A 24425-nucleotide genomic window follows, 5' to 3' on the forward strand; every position below is an offset into this window, starting at 1 on the left:
CAAAGATAACTAATTCTAACGAGAATAAAGCAAATCCTGTTAACTATTCAACACAGGGTTTTACTGGTGACCCAAATAACCGCCAAAAAGTATTCTTACCGCTTTCTACTTGTTCCAATTTAATTCTATCTACGTATGACGATACAGTTGCAATTTCTCCATCTATATCGATTTTACAGACGTTGATTTGGTTGTTTTTATTTAATCCGGAACCCATTGCTGGGTATCCTTGATTGGCGCGCATCATATCATTTGCAATGATAACAGTATCCCCATCCTTGATTTCCGACATACTTTTTACCAGTATGAATCGTTCATTTTCCTGCGCACGACAGTTATTGCCACCGGCAATCATGATGATTGCCATACAAAATGTGAAAAACAGATTGGGTAGAAATGGCAAGTTATGTATTTGTGATTTTGTGATATATGACATATATGATATCTTTTGTATAAAAAAGGTCTGAAAGCAAAAGCCTTCAGACCTTTCAGATATAATAATTATTGGTTTTATTGTTTCTCTTTTTTTAGAAGAAGAGGTAGCGGTTGTCAACTACGTTGGCCTTGATGTAAAGCTCGTTCATGAAGTTACCAGCTGCCTGCATTTCCTTCTGACGAAGCTTCTGCATCTCAGTAGCAGCGTCGAACTTGCCAGGACGCTTTGTCTTGCCAGTAACCTGGAATACGTAAACACCAGCGTTGCCCTTAACAGGAGCCTTAGAGAACTTGCCCTTAGCAGTAGCTGCAACAGCACCGCTCAGTGCAGGCTCGCTTGCGCCAGTAGCCGAAACGAATACAGGAGCAGCGAATGTCACCTGGTTTACAGCCGAAACGTTGGCACCCTTGCCCTTAGCAGCAGCAATGCTGTTAACGCCATTAAGCTTGGCAATGAGCATCTCAGCCTTCTTGTCCTTCATAGCCTCTGCCTTGACAATCTCCTTAACCTGAGCGTCGTCCAATGAACGGTAGCCTACCTCATTGATGTTGTCAAGAACTACGATGAGCAGGTGGTCGTTGTCGCCGCACTCGTAGAGAGGCGATACATTGCCCTTCTTGGCATCGAACAACCAACGCATAGCCTCGCGTGTGCTGCGTACGCCAGCAAGATTGTGCTCGGCTGTAGTTACGTCCTTACGCTCCTGAACGGTATAGCCAGACTTGGCTGCGTTCTTGATAATGTCCTCGGCTGTGAGGTTAGCGCTAACGAATGAGCTGAACTTGTTGTAAGCTGCTGAGTAAGTGTCCTTAGAGAATGTGATGTTCTTCTTGACAACAGCTGCAGTATACTTTGTAGTCATAGCCTTACGGTCAGCCACCTGAACGATGAGGTTGCCCTGAGAGAGAGGCATGTTCTTTATTTCGCCTACTGACATGGTGTTGAGAGCCATGATGTAGTCCTTAGTATTCTTGTCGAGCGAAGGAGCGCTCTGATACTGACGTGTTGTCATCCAAGCCTTCTCGCCAGTCTGACCATACTTCTTGGCGAGAGCCTCGAAGTCGGCACCAGCCTTAAGAGCTGTGTAGATAGAGTCGGCACGCTTTGTAGCCTCCTCAGTTGTAGCACCAACAACCTGAATCTGACGGAACTGGATAGAGTCGGGCAACTGCTGCTTGGCAATGAGCTTGATGATGTTGAGTGTGTTGTCAGCCTTGTTCTCAAGAACCTTGCTTGTAGAACCAACAGCCATAGAGTCAAGGTGCTGTGCGATGTCGTACGGGAAAGCTTCCTTTGTCACAGGTACACCAAGATAGTTGACCAATGATGTGCTCTTGCGTACTACATCCGACGGGTCGGCTGCAGCTGCAAGATCCTTGTCGTAAGCTGCAAACTCCTTCTGAAGAGCAGCAACGTCAGATGCAGAAGCCTTAACCTGAATGTCGATATACTTGATGTCGCGGCTCTCAACAAACTGCTTGAAGCGTGGCTTCATCTCGTTGTACTTAGCCTTGAGGTCGGCGTCAGAAAGCTGTACCTTGTTGTCGTCGATGCTTGTGTAGGCGAGAGAAGCAAGCTGAATCTGGCTCTCCTCGTTCTGCTCGTTGAATGCCTTCTGAGCCTCAACCTTGTTTGAGAGGAAGCAATGAGCGAACAGACCCTGGAACTTCTGGGCGAGAAGCTGCTGACGCAGAGTCTTCTCAATGAATGTCCAGTACTTGTAAACGCTCTCATACTGCTTTGCAATCTGAGGGTTGGCTTGGCTCTGAGCCTTGTACTCGGCGAGGAATTTCTTGAGTGAGTTTGCGTCAAAACGTCCTGTCTGCTGGTTGTAGAAAGGAGTCTGAGCAAGCATTGGGTTTGTACCCTCTGTCAGCACGTTCTGCAGCTCACTGTCTGTTACAGCAAGTCCTAAACGCTTGGCTTCATTCTCAACAAGCTTGGTCTGTACATATGTGTTCCAAACCATGTCCTTAACCTGATTGAGCTGGTCTTCGTTAAGGTTGTCCTGACCCTGCTGCATCTTGATGACCTCAGTGTACTCGTCAACCATCTTCTGAAAATCAGTAACATTGATTTTCTCTCCTAAAACTTCTCCTACTTGCTGTCGGTGTTCATTGTTTGTCGACTCGCAAGAACGGAATGCCTCCTCGGCAATAAATGCAAAAAGGCCCAAACTGATAATACATATCAGCAGGACTCCCTTGCTTCTGATTTTTCCTAATGCTGCCATTTTTAATTGTTTATTATTTATTTTTTTTATTTCCGTTTTTATGATAGACAGGTTTTCATATGCCTATAACAAGCCTTGTAAAAGGCTATGTTTTTCAAAAGGCGTACAAAAATACTAATTTATTACCAAACTTTAGCACGTTTGACCCTAAAAATTGGTTTTGTCGTGTACTTTTAGCCTTACTAATTCTATTTTAGTCATTGTGCTCTTGATGATACGGAATTCGTAGGGGCCTATATTGACGATTTCGTTGAGTTTCGGGAAACTCTGGTATTCATGCAATATGTATCCTCCAACTGTCATGTATTCGTCGCTCTCAGGTAGTCCGATGCCGAAAAGGTCGTTGACTTTATCTATCTCAAGACGTGCCGAAAGAATGTATTCCTGATCGCCAATCTGTTTGGCTATATACTTGTCGTTGTCATGCTCGTCTTCAATATCGCCGAATATTTCTTCTACAATATCTTCGAGCGACACGATGCCACTTGTGCCGCCAAACTCGTCAACAACCACTCCAAGGCTCTTCTTCTGTTGCAGGAATATATGCATCAGTTTCTGTGCTGCCATAGTTTCAGGCACAAAAGGCATGTTGCAAATACATTCACGCCACTTGTCGCGGTTGTGGAACATTTCTGAACTGTGAATGTAGCCTACAATATGGTCGATGTCGTCCTCGTAGACAATGATTTTGGAGTTGCCGCTTTCGATAAATTTCTGCATAAGTTTTTCGGTAGAGCAATCGTTCACGTCGACAGCATTGATTTCTGTGCGTGGCACCATGCAATCGCGTACTTTGCAGTCGGAGAAATCAAGCGCATTCTGGAATATCTTCACTTCGTCATTGATTTCGTCTTCGTTTTGCGCGTTTTCAATGCTTGATTGTACAAGATAGTCGAGGTCGACTTTTGAGAATCCCTCGTCGTCGGTCTCTGTTTCCATACGTATGCCTACTGAACGCAAAAATATTTTTGCCAGAAAGGTTGCAAACTTGCTTATTGGCCATAACAGTACATAGAAGACGTATGCTGGGATGGCAAACACCGACAATAGACGGTTTGCGTTGTTCTTAAATAGGATTTTCGGCATGAATTCGCCGGTGAACAATATGACAAGAGTTGACAGAATGGTGTCAGCTGTCACTCTTACTCCGTCGTCAAGATCCTTGAACAGCGTGTTGTCAAACAGGCTTGCAAACAAGATGCCATACACAACGAGCACAATGTTGTTGCCCACAAGCATTGTGCTTACAAATCCGTTGGGATGACTATAGAATTTGGATATTATTTTTTTTGTAAGTCGGTTGCCTTGGCGGTCCATTTCTGCAAGCATACGATTGCTTGACACGAAAGCAATCTCCATGCCTGAGAAAAACGCTGACAACACCATTGTCACTGCTATACTTGCTAATAAAGGAATGTCTGTTTCCACTGTATTTTAAATAAGTTTTACTGGTTTGGCTGCATGCGGCGTATTGGCTTTGCCTGCTGGCGTATGTTGGCCTTCACTGTGTCGGGTGCTGTGGTGATAGTGTCGCCACTGCCTGCAATGTCAGTCTTTTCGAACGATCCACGGCTGTTAGACACATAATATTTGGTCATACGTTCGTCGCTTCTGAAGTAAGCGCCTTCGAGGGTACGTTCGGGTGTTACGAGTTTTGAATATACATTGGAGTATAATTCATGTTTGTTCTCGTCCCAAAATAGTTGTTGGCTTGTGAATTTCACACCGTCTTTTGTAAGCACGCTTACACGGTTGCGTAGTTCCCAGAGCCGTTTTTGGTCATAATAGTATGCCGTATCGCATTGGATGTATGATTGTACGTGGAACTTCTCGTCAAATTGCTCAAAGAAAAGTCCTTTCTCAAAAATCCAACGTGACGGATTGCGTACGGTGTTCACCTCCCATCGTTCGGTCACAATGCGGTATTTTATTACGCCAGAGTCGGATATAAGTGTGTTGACGCCATAGCTGACCATCATCGACACAGAGTCGCGGTCGCGTATGGCACCTGCCGTATGCTCCTTTTGCTCTTGGCATGCCCCGAAAATGACAGACATGACAAGAGCTAATACTATGATGTGACTGTTTTTCATCCGAGTTTTTGCAATGTTGCAATTATTTTATTCCATCTTCCACTTGGCAAACCAACGTTCGTTGAAGGTAAGTCCGATATTTATGCGGAAGGAATTTTCTGTAATCATTGTCTTGCTGTCCTGGCGCACCCACTGTGCCGATATGTTCAGCAACGAACGGTTGTTGTAGCCATTGACTACAGGAATTCCGAAGCCTGCGCTTACACTGTATTCCTTTGGACCGTCGGCACCGTTTATCTTCAGATAGTTTGTCGCATATGATGCGCCCAGACGGTAGTGTACGCGCTTGAAGAACTTGCGGCTGTTCTCTTGCGGACAGAACTCGCCGCCAAATGTGAACTTATGACGGTCGGCAAACATACCCTTTGTCGTAACATAGTCGGTCACTCCGTCTTTGTTCACAAACTGTGGATATACGGTCGACGACCATTTCTGCAACTGATAGTCGGCACCGATTTTCCAGCTGCCAGCATGGTTCCACATAATACCCGCGCTATATGTGGTTGGCAGTTCGAGGCTGTTCTTGGCGTTGTTGCTGTATGTTGCAGTATCAGCAACACCTGTTTGCGCGTTGTTTGAAATGACCTGGCACACTGGGTCTGCCCCTAATTTATGGCCGAGACTATATGTTAAACCAAGAGTCAGCTCGTCTTTCTTTGAAAGTTTCTGTGTGTATTGAATACCGAAGTCAAGCTTGTAGCTATTTACTGTGGCTGTATAGTAGCGCGAAAGAGTGTTGACATAGCTGTCGGTGTATGAATTGACAACAGAACGTGTGTAATTGCCCCATAGGTATGAAGCGTTGAAGCCTATTGCCAATCCCTTTATAGGCATCCATCCCATACCGAGGTATGCCTGATGAAGACCACCACTGCCATTGTAAGTGTTGACGTATGATGTTGTGGATGTCTCGTTTGACGAATTGCCAACCTTTTCTGTATTGTAATAGTTGTATCCTATATTAGAATAGGGAAGAATACCGAAACTTATACCGAGGTGCTTAGCCAGACGGAAACCAGCTACAACATATTCAAAGTTGGCGTTGTTTGCGTTGATTTTTCTTCCGCCTTCCTTATAGTTGGTTATCTGTCCGGAAATGCCAGCGTCGAAAATGAACGACAACGAGTCGATAGAGGCGTATGATGCCGGGTTGAGTGTGTTTATCTGGTTGTGTTCATGAAATCCAAGACCTAATCCGTTCATTCCGCGATTAAATCCGCTTGCCTGTTCGCCTAATGTGCCCAAGCCGTATTGGCTGTAAGGAGAGTTTGTACCACTCTGTGCAGAGGCAGCCATGGACAATGTCACCATGGAAACAGTCATGAGTATTTGTTTCATCATTCTGAAATTTCTTAATTTTTATAGATCAATTTAGCTCCAACTGCTACACATTATATATAATAGAGCAATCTTGTGCATTTATCCTAATTATGAATAATTGGCTGCAAATTTATCGAAAAAAAACGAGATAATGGCACGAAGTGTGAGAAATATAAGTTATTTTTGCATCGTGAAACGCTTTAAAAGACATTTAACAATTGCCATCTTGGCTATTTTTATGTTTCTTGCGCATAGTAATAATGCGTATGCAAACGATGTGAACGCGACTGCTGAGGCCGACTCTATAGAGATTAGTCTGCTTACATGCGGCCCGCGTCCTAATGTGTATAGTCTGTATGGACATACTGCAATAAGATATAGAAATATTACTCGTGGAGAGGATCTTGCTGTCAACTACGGTATGTTCTCTTTCGGAAAGCCATTTTTCGTACTTAGGTTTGTTTTTGGACTGACCGATTATGAGATGGGAATTGAATATTTCGATGATTTTGTTTCGCATTATGCTCCTACAGGATGTGGAATACGTCAGCAAAAGCTTAATCTTACAGCACATGAGAAGGCTGTTATAGCAGCAGCTATTGACGAAAATTACCGACCTGAAAATCGTGTATACCGATATAATTATTTTTACGACAACTGTACTACACGTGCTCGTGATATGATTGTAGGGCATATTGACGGTATGGTGGAATATGAAGGGCAGGTAGACGCAAGCCTTTCCTTTCGTAAGTTAATTCATCGTTACAATACGACCCATCGTTGGGCTCGTTTCGGTAATGACCTGTTGCTTGGTGTAAAGGCCGACTCGGAAACCAATCGCAGCGAGCAGCAGTTTCTGCCTGAGAATTTGTGCCATGACTTTTCCGATGCGCAAATCGTTTCGAACGATGGTACACGGCGAAAACTTATTGACAGTGAGTCGTGGGTAATTGAGCGTACACGTGGGGTGGGGGCTGATTCATTTCCTTTGTCGCCAATGGCTTGTATGGCGTTGATTGCACTGACAGTAGTAGTTCTCACATGTGTAGAGCGTGTGTTGAAATCAAATTTTTGGGTTCTTGATGTTGTCATTATGTCTCTGACTGGGCTTTGCGGTCTGATACTTTTGGCAATGGTGTTCTCGCAACATCCTACAGTGAAATTAAATCTGCAAATCTTATTGCTTAATCCTGTCAACCTTATAGCGTTGGTGCCTGTTGTCAAGAACCTGCGAAACGGACGTGTACATGTGTGGTTGAAACTTTGGACAGTATGCATAATCCTGTTCGTTGTAGGAGGTCTGTTGCAAACTTATGCCGAAGGAATGCTTGTTTTGGCATTATCTTTGCTTATTAGAAACATATCAAAAATATTTATATATAAAAAAACAAGATGAAATTATCCACTATATTGTTTTTGGCGGTATTGTCAGGAGCGGATATGCAAGCGCAGACTTTGCAGCCTGCGCCGCGTCTTGTCGTTAATATAACTGTTGACCAATTGCGTACCGACTATATCGAGCATTTTGCACCACTTTATGGTAATGGCGGTTTTCGCAAATTGCTCGAACATGGTCGTGTGTATGAGGCAGCGAGCTATCCTTTCGCACCGGTAGACCGAGCTTCGGCCATTGCGTCGATAGCGACAGGCACAACACCGCATTATAACAATATTGTAGCAACACAGTGGCTTGACCGTAATACATTACGTCCTGTTTTCTGTACTGATGATGCTGAATTTGGTACTTCTCCACAAAACATGTCAACGTCGACTGTTGCTGATGAGTTGAAGATATCGACAAAGGGTGCGGCTATAGTTTATTCTGTAGCTCCTGTTAAGGATGCAGCAGTTCTGTCGGCTGGTCATGCGGCAGACGGAGCATTTTGGGTGAATGATGTAACGGGACAGTGGACCACGTCAGAATATTACTCCAAAGGAGCCCAGTCGCTTGTAAGAACCTTTAATAATGCGACCTCTAAACGTGTGACAGGCGATAATGATGCTGTTGCCGACCTGTCAGTGACTTGTGTCAATAAAATGGGAATGGGACGCGATCACATAACTGATATGCTATCGGTTACGCTTTCGGCAAAGGGCACAGAACCCACTATGTGGCAGTCGGAAATGGAGGTCATTTATGTTAAACTTGACCAGACCATTGCTTCGCTTATAAAGCGTATTGAAGACAAAGTTGGCAGCGACAAGGTTATGTTTGTGCTTACCAGTACAGGTTATGTTGATGAGCAACCAGTCGATTATCAGCGGTTTCGTATTCCGTCAGGTACGTTCTACATAAATCGTACTGCCAACTTGCTTAACATGTATCTTGGTGCCATCTATGGACAGGCAAAATACGTTGAAACTTGTTTCCATAACCAGATCTATCTTGACCGAAAGCTTATAGAGCAGCGTCACATCAGTTTTACTGACGTGATAACGCGGTCGAAAGAATTGCTTGTACAAACTGCTGGTGTGCGTAACGTTGCAACCAGTCCGTACAATCCGTCTGTGAGTGGCGATCTCGTCATCGAGACCGCTCCAGGATGGCGTATACTCAACGAAGACAATCACGAAAACTATTTCTCGCGTGCGGCTTTCATCCCGTTCCCTATAATTATGTATGGTGCAGGAGTAAAGCCAGGGCGTGTTACAACCCGTGCCACGGTGGATCGAATAGCTCCAACCGTAGCTAAGGCTATACGTATACGCGCTCCGAATGCTTGTTCGTCTGAGCCGTTGCAGTAGCCTGTTTATGGCTTCTGTAGTGGTAAAATAGCACCTTGTTGGCGTTAATCGCTATTATAATGGTGCTGTTCGGATTTTTTTTTGTAATTTTACACCCAATATTCGTAACAAGCATAAAATAAAAGCAAAATATAAAATGAATTTCAACAAATTATTACAATCATTGTTCGGCAACAAGTCGTCAAAGGACATGAAGCTGATACAGCCCCTTGTAGAAAAAGTTAAGGCTGCTTATCCCGAGATAAAAGCTTTGAGCAATGATGAACTGCGTGCACGTACAAAACAATTGCAGAAGTACGTTCAGGATTCAGCCAACGAGCAAAAGGCAAAGATTGCCGAGCTGAAGGCCAAGATTGAGGAGACTCCTATTGATGAGCGCGAGAGCATATTCAATGCCATTGACAAGCTTGAGAAGGAAGTCCTGGAAATCTATGAGAAGGCACTTGACGAGGTTATGCCTGTTGCTTTTTCTATTGTAAAGGATACAGCGCGTCGTTTTGCGGAAAATGAGGAGACTGTAGTAACTGCTACTGATTTCGACCGTGAACTCGCTGCTGACCCCAAGAATGACTTTATAACGATTGATGGCGACAATGCCATCTATCACAACCATTGGACAGCTGGTGGCAACGACCTCAAATGGGAAATGGTACATTATGATGTACAGGTGTTCGGTGGTATCGTGTTGCATCAAGGTAAGATTGCCGAGATGGCAACAGGTGAGGGTAAGACCCTTGTGGCTACGCTCCCCGTATTCCTTAATGCCCTCACGGGCAATGGCGTACATGTCGTAACTGTCAACGATTATCTTGCCAAGCGTGACTCTGAATGGATGGGCCCGCTCTACATGTTCAACGGCCTTTCAGTAGACTGCATTGACAAGCATCGTCCTAACTCGCCTGAGCGCCGTAAGGCATACATGGCAGACATCACATTCGGTACGAACAATGAGTTCGGTTTCGACTATCTGCGTGACAATATGGCAATTTCGCCAGCCGACCTCGTTCAGCGCAAGCATAACTATGCTATTGTCGATGAGGTTGACTCTGTGCTTATTGACGATGCACGTACACCGCTTATCATCTCTGGTCCGGTAGCCAAGGGCGATGACCAGATGTTTGAAGAGTATCAGCCTCTTGTAGAGCGTATTGTAGATGTTCAGCGCAAGCTCGCTACCCAGTATCTTGCTGAGGCAAAGCAGCTTATAGCCGAAGGTCAGAAGACCAACGACCAGAAGAAACTTGATGAGGGCTTCCTTGCTCTATATCGCTCACATAAAGCTCTGCCAAAGAACAAGCCGCTTATCAAATACCTCTCAGAGGAAGGTATCAAGGCGGGTATGCTCAAGACAGAGGAGTATTACATGGAGAACAACAACCGTCGTATGCCGGAATGTGTTGAGCCTCTTTATTTTGTAGTTGATGAGAAGCTGAACAGCTGTGACCTTACAGATAAGGGTACTGAGTGGCTTGCCAACCAGGTACAGGACAAGGAGCTCTTCGTACTTCCTGACATCACTTCGGAGCTGTCGGCTCTTGAGAACGAGAAAGATCTTGACGATCAGCAGCGCCTTGACAAGAAGGACGACTTGCTCAATCATTACGCCGTTCAGTCGGAGCGTGTACACACTCTTCAGCAGCTGCTTAAGGCATACACCATGTTCAATAAGGACGACGAGTATGTCGTTATGGACGGTGAGGTGAAGATTGTTGATGAGCAGACTGGCCGTATTATGGAGGGTCGTCGTTGGAGCGACGGCTTGCATCAGGCTGTTGAGGCTAAGGAGCACGTTAGAGTGGAGGCTGCAACACAGACATTCGCAACAATCACACTCCAGAATTACTTCCGTATGTACCACAAACTTTCTGGTATGACAGGTACTGCTTCTACTGAGGCTGGCGAGTTCTGGGATATCTATAAACTTGACGTTGTAGAGATTCCTACCAACCGTCCTATCTTGCGCAAGGACCTCGATGACCGTGTATACAAGACAGCACGTGAAAAGTATGCTGCTGTAATCGATGAGATTGTAGAGATGCGCAATAGTGGTCGTCCTGTTCTTGTAGGTACTACTTCAGTTGAAATCTCTGAGCTTATCTCGAAGATGCTCAATATGCGTAAGATTCCACATCAGGTGCTTAATGCCAAGCTTCATAAGAAGGAAGCTGACATCGTAGCTGAGGCTGGACGCAGTACTAAGGGAATGGCTGAGATAGTAGGCGAAGACGGAACAAAGCATTTCGAGGAGCGTATGCTGGGTGCTGTTACTATTGCCACCAATATGGCAGGTCGTGGTACCGATATCAAGCTTACACCTGAGGTAAAGGCAGCAGGTGGTCTTGCCATCATCGGTACAGAACGTCATGAGAGCCGCCGTGTAGACCGTCAGCTTCGTGGTCGTGCCGGTCGTCAGGGCGACCCGGGTAGCTCAGTATTCTATGTGTCTTTGGAGGATAAGCTTATGCGTCTGTTTGCTTCAGAGCGTATTGCAAGCCTCATGGACCGTCTTGGATTTAAGGAGGGCGACCGTATTGAGAATCCGATGATTTCGAAGAGCATCGAGCGTGCTCAGAAGAAGGTTGAGGAGAACAACTTCGGTATACGTAAGCACTTGCTTGAGTATGACGACGTTATGAACAAGCAGCGTACCGTTATATACGAAAAGCGTCGTCATGCTCTTATGGGCGAGCGCATCGGTATGGATATCACCAATGTTATTTGGGATCGTGTAGTTGCCATCATCGAGCAGAATGATTATGAGGGATGCCGCGAGCAGTTCCTTAAGATTCTGGCTATGGAGTGTCCGTTTAGCGAGGAAGAGTTTGACAATGCAAAGCGTGAAGACCTTGAGGAGCGCGCCTTCCAGAGCACAATGGCTACATTCAAGCGCAAGACTGATCGTATTGAGAGTGTTGCTTGGCCTATCATCAAGGAGGTAGAGGAGAATCAGGGTGCAATCTATGAGCGCATCATGGTGCCTATCACCGACGGCAAGCGTGTATACAATATTCCTTGCAACCTCAAGGAGGCATATCGCACTGAGGCAAAGGACGTTGTGAAGCAGTTTGAGCGTGTGATAATGTTGCACATAATTGACGATGCATGGAAGGAGAACCTGCGTCTGCTTGACGAACTCCGTCACAGTGTGCAGAATGCTTCTTACGAGCAGAAGGATCCGTTGCTCATCTTCAAGCTTGAGAGTGCCAAGTTGTTCGACTCGATGGTTAACGATATGAACAATCGTATTTGCAGCATCCTCACACGCGGACAGATTCCTGAAATGCAAAGACAGGAAGAGGTTCGTGAGGCTGCTCCCGAGGAGCACACACAGCGTCAGAACTATACCGAGGAGAAGGTTGATCTTGATAACGAAGAGCAGCGTGCTGCCGCTAATAACGACACACGTGAGAACGTAAGCGAGAATCACACTCCGTTGGTTAAGGATAAGATGCCTGGACGCAATGATCCTTGTCCTTGTGGCAGTGGCAAGAAGTTTAAGAACTGCCACGGTAAGGGACTTGTTTAAACTTGTTTCTTTCGAATAAAGTGATAATGTTTCACTTTATGATTATAATAAATGCGGGTGTTTCAAAAATACGAAAGGATTTTTGAAGCATCCGCGTTTGTGTTTATCGTTAAACTCATATATGCTTATGACATCAAGAAATGAAGAAAAGTGGAATGCCAACTATAGTGCGTTGAAGGAATATATACAGGCGCATGGGCATCTGCCGGACAAGAAGAAGGTTGAAAACCGTGGTCTTCTTAATTGGTGGAAGTATAATAAGAAATGTATAAAGCTTGGCAAACTCAGTGAGTATAGGGTGAATATGCTGCAAATACTTAGTGATATGCGTGACAAATAGTTAACGAATAGGTAATATGAATATTGAACTATATAAGGCCGCAATGAAGTTCAAGGATAATCAGTTGTTTTCGGATTTGTCCTTTATTTCAAGTGCAGGCGATCGCTTGGCGCTTGTGTCTTCCGATGCAGAGTGCTTGACTATGACTTTGCAGGCAATGCTTGGTATGAGACGTATGGACAGTGGTTGGGCATGTATTGATGGTGAACCCGTATTGTCTTCTGTAGCAACTTGTTTCCGACGTTATATTTCGTATCTTCCTAAGAATATAGACTTTGGAAGTGTAACTGTTGAACAGGTAGCAAAGGATAAAATGAAAGGTGACAGCAAGTATTCATTACAAGAAGCCGAACGTCATTTGCAACTTCTTGGTGTGGAATCTGGATGTTTGAGCAAATCATTTGCCTCACTTGATGCATCTACTGCCCAGCGTGCAGCTCTTGCCGTCACAGTTATGGACGGTCGTCCGATAGCTTTGCTCGACAATCCAACGTCATTACAAGATGAGGCTGGAAGCAAACTTATAGCCGATTATCTGTCTTCCTCATTGTTTGATGATGTAGCGGTAGTTGTAGCCACTTCCGACCCGATGGTAATGGCTGTATGTAACAAGAAACAATATATAGAAAACAAACAATAATAAATGATGATTACGACATTAGGATTGGCTCTTGGAGTCTTGTTTCTATTAATTCCATTGTGTGTGGCTTACGTCTATCATATAGATATGGTGACGCGCATGCTTCGTGCTTTTTCCTGTATGGCATTGCGAGTAGGGGTGCTTGGAGTGGCAGTATATTATCTTGTGCAGACCAACAGTCTGACACTTAGCTTGTTGGCTGCTTTAGTGTTTATGCTGTACTCTGTTGTAGTTGTTGTCTATAGGGCACGGCTTAATCTTTCATTATTCCTGTTGCCTGTATTTGCAGGAATGTTGGTAGCAGTTGTTTTTGCTGCTGCAATATTGCTATTTGCCAATGTCGCAATTGGTGATGATTTCGGTACGCGTTATTTGTTGCCTGTATTGGCATTGCTGTCGGGAAGCATTGTCGACCCTATGGCTCAATCCTTGGCAACTTATTATGCAGGTCTGAAGCATCATAATCATCTGTATTATTATCTCATAGGTAATGGGGCTACACGTTCTCAGGCAATCGACTATCTTATGAAACGTGCATTGGAGAAATCTTTTGTGCCTGGTCTGCGTCGTATGGCAGGAGTAGCCGTTGGCGTGTCGCCTGTATTTATGTGGATAATGATAGTGTGTGGGGCATCGGCTTTCGATGCGGTTGCTATTCAGATACTATTTATGACGGCTGTATTTGCAGCATCGGTATTTGCAGCTGTCGTTTCGCTGACAATAGCAAGACGTTATGTTATTGACGGTTACGACCGATTGAAATCCGTTCTTGTATTGTTTTGCATTTGTGCTACGCTTAGCTCATGCAATCAGATAGTAAAGCGCATGGACGCAAAGGTGGTGGAGAGCAAGAATGTTCTGCTATCACAAAACAAAGAAGAGACTGATGCCGACTTTAGTAAGAAGAAAGAAAATTCTAATGCAGAAAACCCCAACCTTGAGATTCCTGCCCGTCTGAAGTTGGTGCCCGAACAGATACTACGTCGTACAGGCTATACTGCATCCTACAACAGCGACCGTCGTGTGCCCAACTGGGTGGCATGGCATCTTACGCCAAGCCGACTGACAGGTGAAGCAAAGCGTAATGTGGCGGCTTTTCATGAGGACGAGGACGTTCCGGAGCCACATGCTGTCAACTTCGACTATGTACGCTCGGGCTATGATCGTGGTCATATGTGTCCGGCTGGCGACAACAAGTGGAGTGCTGTAGCAATGGACGAATCGTTTCTTTTCACAAATATATGTCCGCAAGCACCTTCGCTTAATCGTGGCGATTGGAACGAAATGGAGCAAGTCTGCCGCAAGTGGGCCAAGCAATATGGCAATTTGTACATTGTCTGTGGACCGATATTCTATAAAGGCAAGACCAAGACGATTGGTGCTAATAAGGTGGCTGTTCCCAATGCCTTCTTCAAGGTGGTGTTATGTATGAAGGGCGAGCCTAAGGCCATCGGCTTCATCTATAAGAATGGCGACGGCAATCGTCCTAAGGGCGACTATGCCAACTCGGTAGATGAGGTGGAGCGCATCACAGGCATCGACTTCTTCCCCTCGCTTCCCGACAATATAGAGAAGAAGGTGGAGGCTGAGTGCAATCCCGACGATTGGGATTTATAGATTTTTGGTTCAGCCCGTATAATTGACTTTTTTAGACTTTCAGCTTGTACACGTTGGTTGTCTTCTGCTCAAATCCTACTGATTGATACAGGGCATTTGCAGCCACACGTGCAGGGCGCGATGTCAGCATCAGCGTGCAAGGCGAATATCTGCGTGCTGATGCTATGGCATGTTCAATCAGCAGTCTGCCCAGCTTCTTGCCACGCATACTGTTGTCTATCACTACGTCCTCTATCCATGCCTTGCTGCCGGTAGGGGCGTAGTAGACGGCAAGCGTGCACATTCCCACTATCCTTCCGTCATGCTGCAACAGCAGCAGATGGGTGTCGGGTGATGTTATGATAGTGTTCAGGGCTGCCAAGGTCATGGGCTGGGCTGATTGCGATAGCTGCGGCAACAGCATGTTGATGCTTTCAAGATACTCTGCCTTGGCTTCTGTGGCTTCGAAAATAATCGGTTCGTGCATGTTTTTTAACGATTTATGATTGTTTTAAATTAGTTGTTATGCAAAGATACATAAATTTATGTGTATCTTTGCACATATATAAACTATTATAAGCAATAAAACAATCAAAGAAATGAAAAAATCACTACTTCTTTCTTCAGCCTTGCTGCTGTCGTCTCTCTTTGCGTCGGCACAGACCACACCGCGCAATCAGCTTACTCCGACTCCTCCAATGGGATGGATGACATGGAATCTGTTTCAAGGCAACATCAACGAACAGCTCATACGTGAGACTGCCGATGCTATGGTGGAAGGCGGTTTTCGTGATGCCGGCTACAAATACATCTTTATCGACGACCTGTGGCAGGGCGGACGCGACCGCCACAACAATATAATCCCCGACCCCGTAAAGTTTCCCAATGGCATAAAGGCGCTTGCCGACTATGTGCATTCCAGGGGACTGAAGCTCGGAATATATTCGGATGCCGCTCCGCTCACCTGTGGCGGATGGACTGCAAGTCTGGGATTTGAAGAGCAGGATGCACGTACGTTCGCTTCTTGGGGTGTCGACTATCTGAAGTACGACTACTGCAATGCTCCTGAAGACAGCGCTACGGCACGCCATCGCTATCGCACAATGGCCAATGCCTTGCAGAAGTCGGGCCGTAACATAGCGCTCGGCATCTGCGAGTGGGGACAGCGACAATGCGAAGAGTGGTGTGAGGAAGTGGGCGGTCAGCTATGGCGCACCTCCTACGACGTTCGCGACATGTGGAAGGACGTGGTGAAACAGGGTGGTATGGGCATTCTCGACATAGTGAACGTCACGGCTCCGCTTGCCCGATATGTACGCCCAGGCCAATGGCCCGACATGGACATGCTCGTTGTAGGTCTTAGAGGCAAGGGCGGTCCGTCGAGCGACCTTGGTGGAGTAGGGTGCACCCAGACCGAGTATCAGACCCAGATGAGTATGTGGTGTATGATGGCATCGCCTCTGGCTATGACCAACGACCTGCGCAAGGTGTCGGAGGACGACCGCCGTATACTGCTCAATCCCGAGATTATCGCCATCAACCAAGACCCTCTTGGCAAGGCAGCCGAGCGTAAGGTGATGACCGATAGCTATCAGATATTTGTACGCCAGCTTGCCGATGGTTCTCACGCCGTAGCATTGCTCAACACGTCTGAAAAGCCTCTGGCATTGACAGCCGACTTTGCCCATCTTGGCATTCCCGGCAAATATACCATTCGAGATGTGTGGCAGCATAAGGACATAGCTCGCAACGCTTCCAAGTGGAAGGGACGTGTGATGTCGCACGAGACACGCGTGTTTGTCGTAAAGAAATAACATAAAAAAGGTTGGTTGCAAGTATTTTGCTCGCAGCCAACCTTTTTTTATTACAATCCAACCTTCTATATATTCCTCAATACGGTGAAATGTTATTTCACTTCGATGTTCTTCATCACCTTAGCTTCCTGCTCCGGAGTAGTCTTCGGGATGACGATAGTAAGGATACCATCGGCAACGCTTGCCGAGATTTTGTCGCGCTCCACGTCGTCAGGCAGAGTGTAGCTTTGCTCGTAGTTGCCATAGGTGAACTCGCGGCGCAGGTAGCGCTCGTGTCTTTCCTTACGGCAATTGCACTCTCTGTCTTCCTCCTTGTGCTCCATCTTGTTCTCAATGGCCATATGTAGCAGACCCTCGTTGGTAACGTTGATGCGAACCCACTCCTTTTTAAGTCCAGGAACTGCAACCTCCATTATATATTCATCACACGTCTCCTTGACATTGATAGCCGGGGCTGTGGTGGTGCGTGTCTGAGGCACTTCCTCAGTATTGAAGAAACAGTTGTCAAACCAATCGTTCAACCAATTAGAATAGTTATTCCTGCGAACTAACATCATAATGAATTACCTCCATTTGTATTTTTCTCGTCCTCTCTTCGCCAAGTGCGGTTCGGTCGGGATTTCTGTTTGTTAATAATCTCGTTTTGCCTGTAGCTTTTATTGCTTTCGGCTTTCAATATGTACTTCGCAACTTATGTGCCAACCGTTATATGTATCGGCCGATATGACATATTTATCAATTTTGTCATGTTCTTGTGATAAAATGTCAGACGTATTGATTTTTCTTAGTATCTTTGTGCAGAAATACATTCTTTAGCATAGGGAAATTCCCTACGAATACGTAATCACACTTTTTTATATTATGTCAGAAAAACTTACAAAAGACGCCATCGACCTCAGTACGCTGAGTATTCCGCGCCTTTTCGGGCGCTATTTTCTTCCTACATTGTTAGGTATGCTCAGCATATCGGCAATGACAGCCATAGACGGAATATTCGTAGGGCATGCCGTTGGTGCCGACGGAATAGCAGCCATAAATATATGTGTGCCGATACTGATGGTGGTGACGGGACTGGGGCTGATGATGGGAGCCGGATGCTCTGTTGTGGCATCCATCCATATGGCGCAGCACAAGTTCAAGGCTGCCCGCATCAATGTCACCCAGGCATGGATATTCGCCACAATGGTAATCTTGGCGATGACAGTCCCCGTGATGTTGTTCCCCTCGGCAATAGCGAGGATGCTTGGTTCGTCCGAGGCCCTGCTGCCATTGGTGCGTGAGTACTTGCTGGGATTCATGCCTGGCGAGATGTTCGGCGTGTGGGCGGCATTGCTGCTGTTTGTCATTCGTCTTGACGGCAGTCCGCGCTTCGCCATGTGGTGCAACGTGGTGTCGGCAATAGCCAATATCTTCCTCGACTGGTTTATGATAGTATTCATGGGATGGGGGCTTTGGGGAGCAGCAGTAGCCTCGGCTTTGAGTATGGCTATCGGAGGCATTATAGCTATGTGGTATATGCTTTTCGCAGCACGCCAGTTGCGTCCTATCCGGCTGAAGTGGAGCCGTCGTTCGCTGCTCTATTCCGTGCGCAACATTGGCTATCAATGCACCATAGGTCTCTCTGCCCTTATGGGTGAATGTACGATGGCTGTGCTTACCCTCATCGGCAATTACGTGTTCGGCTCTTATCTTGGCGACCCTGGTATAGGTGCATTCGGCATAGCATGCTATTACACCCCCTTTGTCTACATGATAGGCAACGCCGTGGCACAGTCGGCACAGCCGATTATTAGTTTCAATTACGGTACAGGTGATGATCGTCGAGTTAATTCCACATTGCGTGTGGCTCTGCTTGCAGCCGTAGCATGTGGTGCTGCAGCAAGTGTGGCGTTTATGGTTTTCCCTTATGAGCTTGTAGAGCTGTTCATCAGTCGCAGCGAAGCAGCCTTTCCGCTTGCCGTCAAGGGATTTCCGTTGATGGCTGCAGCGTTTGTGTTCTTCATAGTCAACCTCACGCTCATAGGCTATTTCCAAAGCATAGAGCGTGTGCGCTCGGCAATGGTGTTTGCCCTGCTGCGCGGACTCTTGTTGCTTGTGCCAAGCTTCATCATCCTTCCTATTGCGTTTGGCGATACGGGCATCTGGCTTGCCTTGGCTGTGTCAGAGCTGCTGACAATGGTTAGTATAATAGGTTATATGATGATTAAAACTTCTTGATTCTGACATGGCAATACGGCTCGCCACCAGTCTTCTCATAATAACGCTGGTGGTAAGCTTCGCCAATGTAGAAAGGTTCTTCGGGCAGAAGCATGGTGTTCACCTCATCGCCCATATCACGGAGTATTTGCATAACGTGTTCGGCTGTCTGCTTTTGCGATTCGTTGCGATAGAATATGCAACTGCGATATTGCGCACCGATGTCGGGACCTACACCGTCGGTCTGTGCCGGATCGTGAATCTCGAAAAACAGTTTGCATAAGTTCTCGTATGATACAAGATTCGGATTGAACTCTACTATCACAGCCTCTACATGGCTGGTTTTATGGTCGCGCACATCGGCATACGAGGGGAATTCCTCCTTGCCTCCGGTGTAGCCGACAAGAGTGTTGAGCACACCATTCTGTTTCTGAAATTGGTGCTGCGTGCCCCAAAAGCATCCGCAGGCAAAGATGCCTACCTCGATATTCTCGTCCGCAGGAGCATGATACAGGCTGACTTGTGAGCAGCTTTCGATGGCAGCCTTCACCATCTCCAATGCTCTGCCATGCTTTGCCTGAAGGTCGGGGTGCGTCTTGCCTCGTGCAAAGTTGTGCTGCAAGTCGTTGTACTTCACCTGCAGAGCAATGGGATTTCCCGAGTCAATGATTCTTTGCACATACTCGAAATAGTCGGTTGAATGGTCGTATGTGAGCAGGCGTAGGGCATTTACTATGCCAGTTGGAATGCCCTCTTCAAGCAAATCATTGAAAGTGTAGCTTGTGTCCTCAACCACATCGTGCAGAAACCCTGCTATCTTCTCCTCGTCGGTATGCCCCATCTGCCCCACGGCAAGAGGATGGAGTATGACGGGATAACCGTCGCGGTCTATTTGTCCTGCATGTGCAGTTGTGGCTATGCGGAGCGAAATGTCAATAGGATTCATATATTTTATTATTTGTTTTGGAGTTGTCTGGCTAAATGATGTTGCAAAGGTATGCAAAACTTTTGTTATTACAATAAAAGCCTTACCTTTGTATCACATATTATGATTTAGCAAGAATGACAACAATGCAATCAACACTTAAAAAATACTTCGGTTACGATCAGTTTCGTCCTTTGCAGGAGGATATAATCCGCCATATTCTTAGTGGCAAGGACTGTCTTGTGCTGATGCCTACGGGTGGCGGCAAGAGTCTATGTTTTCAGATTCCGGCTTTGATGATGGAGGGAACGGCAGTAGTTGTTTCGCCTCTTATCTCGCTGATGAAAGACCAGGTGGAGACTCTGCGTGCCAACGGTATAGAGGCAGCGGCCCTGAATAGCAATGCTTCGGAGGCAGAGAATCGTGAGATTGCTGAGCGAGCCTATCGTGGCGAATACAAACTGCTTTACGTCTCGCCCGAGCGCTTGCTTGCCGAGATGGAAACAGGCGTGTTGCATCATTCATCGGGTGTTAATCCTACTGGATCGCTCAAGGTTAGCATGTTTGCTATAGACGAGGCGCATTGCATCTCGCAATGGGGGCATGATTTCCGTCCGGAATATACGCAGTTGGGCAGACTGAAAGAATACTTTCCAGGTGTGCCTATTGCAGCCTTTACGGCTACTGCCGACAAAATAACCAAGGAGGATATTGTGCAGCAGTTGCGTCTGGAAAAAGACGAGACGGGCGAGCCAAAGATTTTTGTTTCTTCCTTCGACCGTCCTAACCTTTCGCTTGATGTGCGCCGAGGATATTCGGCACAGGATAAGCTGCGCTTTCTGCTTGCCCTCATTGCACGCCATCGCAATGAGAGCGGCATTGTATACTGTATGAGCCGAAAGACCACCGAGACCGTAGCCATGAAGCTGCAAGAGAAAGGTGTACGTGCCAAGGCTTATCATGCCGGACTATTGCCCAGAGAGCGTGATGAGGTGCAGGAGGAATTCATCAACGACAATATAGATGTAGTGTGTGCTACCATAGCTTTCGGCATGGGTATCGACAAGAGCAATGTGCGCTACGTGGTGCACTACAACTTGCCGAAGAGCATAGAGAGCTATTATCAGGAGATAGGTCGTGGAGGTCGCGACGGACTGCCTTGCGAGACGGTTCTGTTCTATCAGGTGGGCGACATCATCATGCTGCGTAAATTTGCCGAGGACAGCGGGCAGCAGGCTGTCAACAACGAGAAGCTGGACCGTATGCAGGAATATGCAGAGAGTCAGGTCTGCCGCAGAAGAATTTTGCTCAATTATTTCGGCGAGACGATGGATCATGACTGCTGCAACTGTGATGTCTGCAAGAATCCTCCACAGCGTTTCGACGGAACCATACTTGTACAGAAGGCTCTTTCGGGTATTGTACGTACGCATCAGCAGACGGGTTTCAGACTGTTGATTGACATTCTGCGAGGCTCGTCCGGTTATGAACTATATCAGAAGGGCTATCAGCAGCTCAAGACGTATGGCTGTGGCAGGGATGTCGCTTTCAAGGACTGGCAGGACTATCTGTTGCAAATGCTGCACATGGGCTATATCGAGATAGACTATAAGGACAATTCGCACCTGAAGGTTACGCCGCAGGGCGAGGATGTGCTCTACGGGCGCAAGACAGCACAACTGGCTGTTGTGAATCGCGAGGACTTCACGGTGAAGGGCAGGAAGCAGAAACTTAGCGAGTCTATGCATGCCGGACTTGTGCAAGACGGGGTGGCTGAAGACATGGCGCTGTTTGAGACACTACGTCAGCTGCGTGCACAACTGGCTGCCGAGAGGGGTGTTCCGCCATACGTGGTGTTTGGCGACCGCACGCTGCATCAGCTTGCCATAGTTAAGCCAGTGACGCTCCTTGCTTTTGGTACTGTATCAGGAGTGGGTGTTCATAAACAGGAGACATTCGGCACAGCCTTTGTCAAGGCAATACGCCAGTATGAGAGTCTCTCGACGGACGAGACCGAAGAGTGGAACAGCTTGGAAGCTCCAGCAGCTACAGGCAGTCAGCAAAAGTCCTCGGCCAAGAAACCCCGCAAGTCGCCTAAGGATTATGTCACCTTCAACGGAGTGGAGTATCATATCGGTGCGACGCTGATGGAGTGCTTCAAGTGGCGTGTCGCTATAGGCTATTTGAGCAAAGACGTATATTTCAACCTTTGGCACGACAGCCACTATCCCATGACACGATATGTGAGCGAAGACACCCCTCAGCGCGATGCTGTAGTGAAACGTTTTGCAGAGATAGTCACGGCAGCGTACAATGTGGAGGTGTCGGCAGATAACGAAATGGTAAGCATCAAAAGAAGAATAGAATATGATGTCGATGGCAACCCTGTTCATTCGCTGGTGTGCGTCTCTTTCGACGATGCCCTCAGCAAACTGAAGCAGTTCGTCAGTCAGAACGGTCATATGCCTTTCTCGGCATCTGGCGAGTATGAATGTTCATTGCGCCGATGGCAGCACGAAATACAGCATGGCATAATATCGCTCACACCCGAACAGCAACAGGCGTACGACGAACAGATGGCTGGCTTTGCCGATGTACCAAAGTCGCGCCTACAATGGAAGAAGACACAAGAAGAATGACAGCTACTACCTTTGGCACTATGCACAGTGGTTCTTCATAATAGGTTCGTCAAATGTCACGCATCCTCATTACGTATGGTCTGAGGGTGCGTGACATTTGTGTAAAGGGCTCATTCCAATTGTAGTGAACCAGCTTATTTTTTTGATGTATATATACTAGCATCGCGGATACGCTTACTTTTGTCGCAGCATCATTTTGTGGATAAACTAAAATACAGTATATTTGCAAAATAAATTGAACTTTTCGTCATAGAAAAGAAATATACTATAAGAGTTCATTTTTCTATACATGTTAAATTATTATTGCTGATAACTATGAAATTGAACACAAAACTCAATGCAATAATATTAGGATTTACAATGATCCTTTCAATGCAATCAGCTTTTGCTGCTTGCAAACTGACATTTGCCACTCAACAAAAGAAGGTAGCGACTATTAGCAAAAAGAAAGTCGCTGGTGGTAAGAAGAAGGTCGCTGGTGGTAAGAAGAAAATTTATCGCAAGGCTTCGATGCGGAAATTTTCTCAAAAGGAACTGAATCAAATTATGCGAACACTTGAAAGGAAGTATTTGTCTGCAGACAATTCTTCAGCCTGGCGAAATGTCGTTGGATTTGGAATAGGAGACAACTCCATAGATGTTTCACTCCGTTGGAACACCAAGGAGAAGCAACAGGAGTTTCGTAATCAGATATACAACTCGTCTGTCATTAAGTTTGGAGACAAACTCGACCCTGTCATAGATAACAAAACAGGAGTAAGCTCTTATAATGGTATTTCCATCAAGGCAGAGAGTCCCTCCTATCCTTTGGGTAGTACAGAAATCAAATTCACTATAACCAACCATAGTGGTAAAGAATTCATGTATGGCGAAGCATATAGCATCACAGCCCAAGGAGCGGATGGCAATTGGTTTGTTGTGCCCACCGATTGCTCGTTCACGGCTATCGGTCATGTTTTAAGCGATGGTCAAAGCGCCACCATAACTGCTCATCTTTTTCCCGATATTCTGCCAAACAAGCCTGGCATCTATCGATTCTTCTATGAAGACAACATAGATGGCAATAAGGTGCTGCTTATGGCAACCTTTGAGTTGAAGTAAATAAAAAGGATTGTTGCTTATGAAAATACTCTTCAGTTTATTGGCATTTTGTTTATTTGCCTCATGCGTCCATTCCCAAGAGGCGGTGGACACGGTAAGTGTGCGTGTGCAGTATCGTGCATTGTATAAACACACGCAGGAGCAAAAGGAAGCGTATGATGACATAAATCTGTTGGATATAGGGAGACATTCGTCTCGGTTTTATAGCCAACGGTTTGAGCAGTTTCTGCATCAGCGTGATTCTGTGAAGAGTGTGAATACCGACCCTATGAGCTATTTGCAGTTCTTGGCAAATACGTTTGGCTCTAAGAAAGGACGCGAGTATGAAGTTTATAAGCATATTCCGCAGAGGGGCGCTCTCACTTATACGGATGTCCTGCATAATGACTTTTTCTTCTGTTATGAGGAATCCATTCCGATGTTTTCTTGGGAACTTGCCGATGGTGACACTATTATTATAGGTTATCCCTGCCATAAAGCCGTTTGTCAGTTCCGTGGGCGCACTTGGACAGCATGGTATTCGTTGGATTTGCCTTTTGATAACGGTCCATGGAAGTTAGGTGGTTTGCCAGGACTCATACTGGCTGCTTCTGAAAGCCGACATGAATTTTCATTTGTTGCCACAGGAATAGAGCAAATGCGGCAAACAGCAACCATCAGTTTTCACCCCAAGCGTTACTTGCGTTCAACTCCTGCCAAGTTGCAACGTCTGCTTGAAGATTACTGGAAAGACCAATGGAATACTACAAACCGCTTGCAAGGCAGTGGATATAGTGAACCGCCTAAGGCACAACGGACTTTCAATGCATGTTTAATGGACA

At 46.2% G+C, this 24425-nt stretch carries 18 protein-coding genes and 2 pseudogenes; 12 read left to right on the forward strand and 8 right to left on the reverse strand.

Annotation, left to right across the window (positions count from 1 at the left end; genetic code table 11):
• Nucleotides 1-43: 43 nt before the first annotated feature.
• The 5 genes from I6E38_RS10250 to bamG form a co-directional block, all read right to left on the reverse strand.
• A complete protein-coding gene (locus tag I6E38_RS10250; protein ID WP_235393907.1) occupies nt 44-367 on the reverse strand; it encodes a hypothetical protein in 324 nt (107 codons plus the stop codon).
• Nucleotides 368-527: 160 nt separating this feature from the next.
• Nucleotides 528-2669, reverse strand: a complete 2142-nt coding sequence (locus tag I6E38_RS10255; protein WP_235393908.1) for a peptidylprolyl isomerase — start codon at nt 2667-2669, stop codon at nt 528-530.
• A 147-nt stretch (nt 2670-2816) separates the two neighbouring features.
• Entirely contained in the window at nt 2817-4055 is a 1239-nt protein-coding gene (locus tag I6E38_RS10260; protein ID WP_235393922.1) for a hemolysin family protein, read from the reverse strand.
• A 59-nt stretch (nt 4056-4114) separates the two neighbouring features.
• Nucleotides 4115-4762, reverse strand: a complete 648-nt coding sequence (locus tag I6E38_RS10265; protein WP_235393909.1) for an LptA/OstA family protein — start codon at nt 4760-4762, stop codon at nt 4115-4117.
• Nucleotides 4763-4789: 27 nt separating this feature from the next.
• The gene (bamG, locus tag I6E38_RS10270; protein ID WP_235393923.1) at nt 4790-6100 is read right to left on the reverse strand and encodes a BamG family beta-barrel-assembly machinery protein; all 1311 of its coding nucleotides are present in this window, start codon (nt 6098-6100) and stop codon (nt 4790-4792) included.
• 133 nt (nt 6101-6233) lie between these two features.
• On the opposite strand from bamG, the gene I6E38_RS10275 reads away from it, so the two are divergent.
• The 7 genes and pseudogenes from I6E38_RS10275 to I6E38_RS10305 all read left to right on the forward strand — a co-directional run bounded on the left by I6E38_RS10275 (nt 6234) and on the right by I6E38_RS10305 (nt 14950).
• A complete protein-coding gene (locus tag I6E38_RS10275) occupies nt 6234-7478 on the forward strand; it encodes an Lnb N-terminal periplasmic domain-containing protein (protein WP_235393910.1) in 1245 nt (414 codons plus the stop codon).
• Entirely contained in the window at nt 7475-8827 is a 1353-nt protein-coding gene (locus tag I6E38_RS10280; RefSeq protein WP_235393911.1) for an alkaline phosphatase family protein, read from the forward strand. The genes I6E38_RS10275 and I6E38_RS10280 overlap by 4 nt, the downstream gene beginning before the upstream one ends.
• Before the next feature lie 136 nt (nt 8828-8963).
• The gene (gene secA, locus I6E38_RS10285) at nt 8964-12353 is read left to right on the forward strand and encodes a preprotein translocase subunit SecA (protein ID WP_235393912.1); all 3390 of its coding nucleotides are present in this window, start codon (nt 8964-8966) and stop codon (nt 12351-12353) included.
• Between the two features lie 127 nt (nt 12354-12480).
• Nucleotides 12481-12693: a helicase associated domain-containing protein gene (locus I6E38_RS10290; protein WP_235393913.1), complete on the forward strand. Its 213-nt coding sequence runs from the start codon at nt 12481-12483 to the stop codon at nt 12691-12693.
• 16 nt (nt 12694-12709) lie between these two features.
• The gene (locus tag I6E38_RS10295; protein WP_235393914.1) at nt 12710-13333 is read left to right on the forward strand and encodes an ATP-binding cassette domain-containing protein; all 624 of its coding nucleotides are present in this window, start codon (nt 12710-12712) and stop codon (nt 13331-13333) included.
• Between the two features lie 6 nt (nt 13334-13339).
• Nucleotides 13340-14053 (forward strand): annotated as a pseudogene (locus I6E38_RS10300) (ABC transporter permease); the annotation flags it as partial.
• A 105-nt stretch (nt 14054-14158) separates the two neighbouring features.
• Nucleotides 14159-14950, forward strand: coding sequence for a DNA/RNA non-specific endonuclease (locus tag I6E38_RS10305; protein WP_235393924.1), 792 nt, complete (start codon nt 14159-14161; stop codon nt 14948-14950).
• Nucleotides 14951-14981: 31 nt separating this feature from the next.
• Here the strand turns inward: I6E38_RS10305 and I6E38_RS10310 are convergent, their stop codons facing one another.
• On the reverse strand, nt 14982-15416 hold the full coding sequence (locus I6E38_RS10310) for a GNAT family N-acetyltransferase (protein WP_235393915.1): 435 nt from the start codon (nt 15414-15416) through the stop codon (nt 14982-14984).
• A 112-nt stretch (nt 15417-15528) separates the two neighbouring features.
• Between I6E38_RS10310 and I6E38_RS10315 the strand changes: the two genes are divergently transcribed.
• Nucleotides 15529-16743: a glycoside hydrolase family 27 protein gene (locus tag I6E38_RS10315; protein WP_235393916.1), complete on the forward strand. Its 1215-nt coding sequence runs from the start codon at nt 15529-15531 to the stop codon at nt 16741-16743.
• Nucleotides 16744-16835: 92 nt separating this feature from the next.
• Here I6E38_RS10315 and I6E38_RS10320 read toward each other — a convergent pair whose 3' ends face one another.
• Nucleotides 16836-17264: an Hsp20/alpha crystallin family protein gene (locus I6E38_RS10320; protein WP_321978595.1), complete on the reverse strand. Its 429-nt coding sequence runs from the start codon at nt 17262-17264 to the stop codon at nt 16836-16838.
• Nucleotides 17265-17604: 340 nt separating this feature from the next.
• Here I6E38_RS10320 and I6E38_RS10325 point away from each other — a divergent pair, with 340 nt between their 5' ends.
• On the forward strand, nt 17605-18960 hold the full coding sequence (locus I6E38_RS10325) for an MATE family efflux transporter (RefSeq protein ID WP_235393918.1): 1356 nt from the start codon (nt 17605-17607) through the stop codon (nt 18958-18960).
• On the opposite strand, the gene msrA is transcribed toward I6E38_RS10325, so the two are convergent.
• Nucleotides 18947-19885, reverse strand: coding sequence for a peptide-methionine (S)-S-oxide reductase MsrA (gene msrA / locus I6E38_RS10330; protein ID WP_235393919.1), 939 nt, complete (start codon nt 19883-19885; stop codon nt 18947-18949). The two genes, I6E38_RS10325 and msrA, sit on opposite strands and share 14 nt — an antisense overlap.
• Before the next feature lie 125 nt (nt 19886-20010).
• On the opposite strand from msrA, the pseudogene recQ reads away from it, so the two are divergent.
• The 3 genes and pseudogenes from recQ to I6E38_RS10345 form a co-directional block, all read left to right on the forward strand.
• Nucleotides 20011-21855: pseudogene (gene recQ / locus I6E38_RS10335) on the forward strand (DNA helicase RecQ); the annotation flags it as partial.
• A gap of 963 nt (nt 21856-22818) precedes the next feature.
• Nucleotides 22819-23604, forward strand: coding sequence for an immunoglobulin-like domain-containing protein (locus I6E38_RS10340; RefSeq protein ID WP_235393920.1), 786 nt, complete (start codon nt 22819-22821; stop codon nt 23602-23604).
• 19 nt (nt 23605-23623) lie between these two features.
• The coding region (locus tag I6E38_RS10345; protein WP_235393921.1) for a GLPGLI family protein at nt 23624-24425 on the forward strand (802 nt) is incomplete at its 3' end.

Source organism: Leyella stercorea (assembly GCF_021531355.1).
Classification (GTDB): domain Bacteria; phylum Bacteroidota; class Bacteroidia; order Bacteroidales; family Bacteroidaceae; genus Prevotella.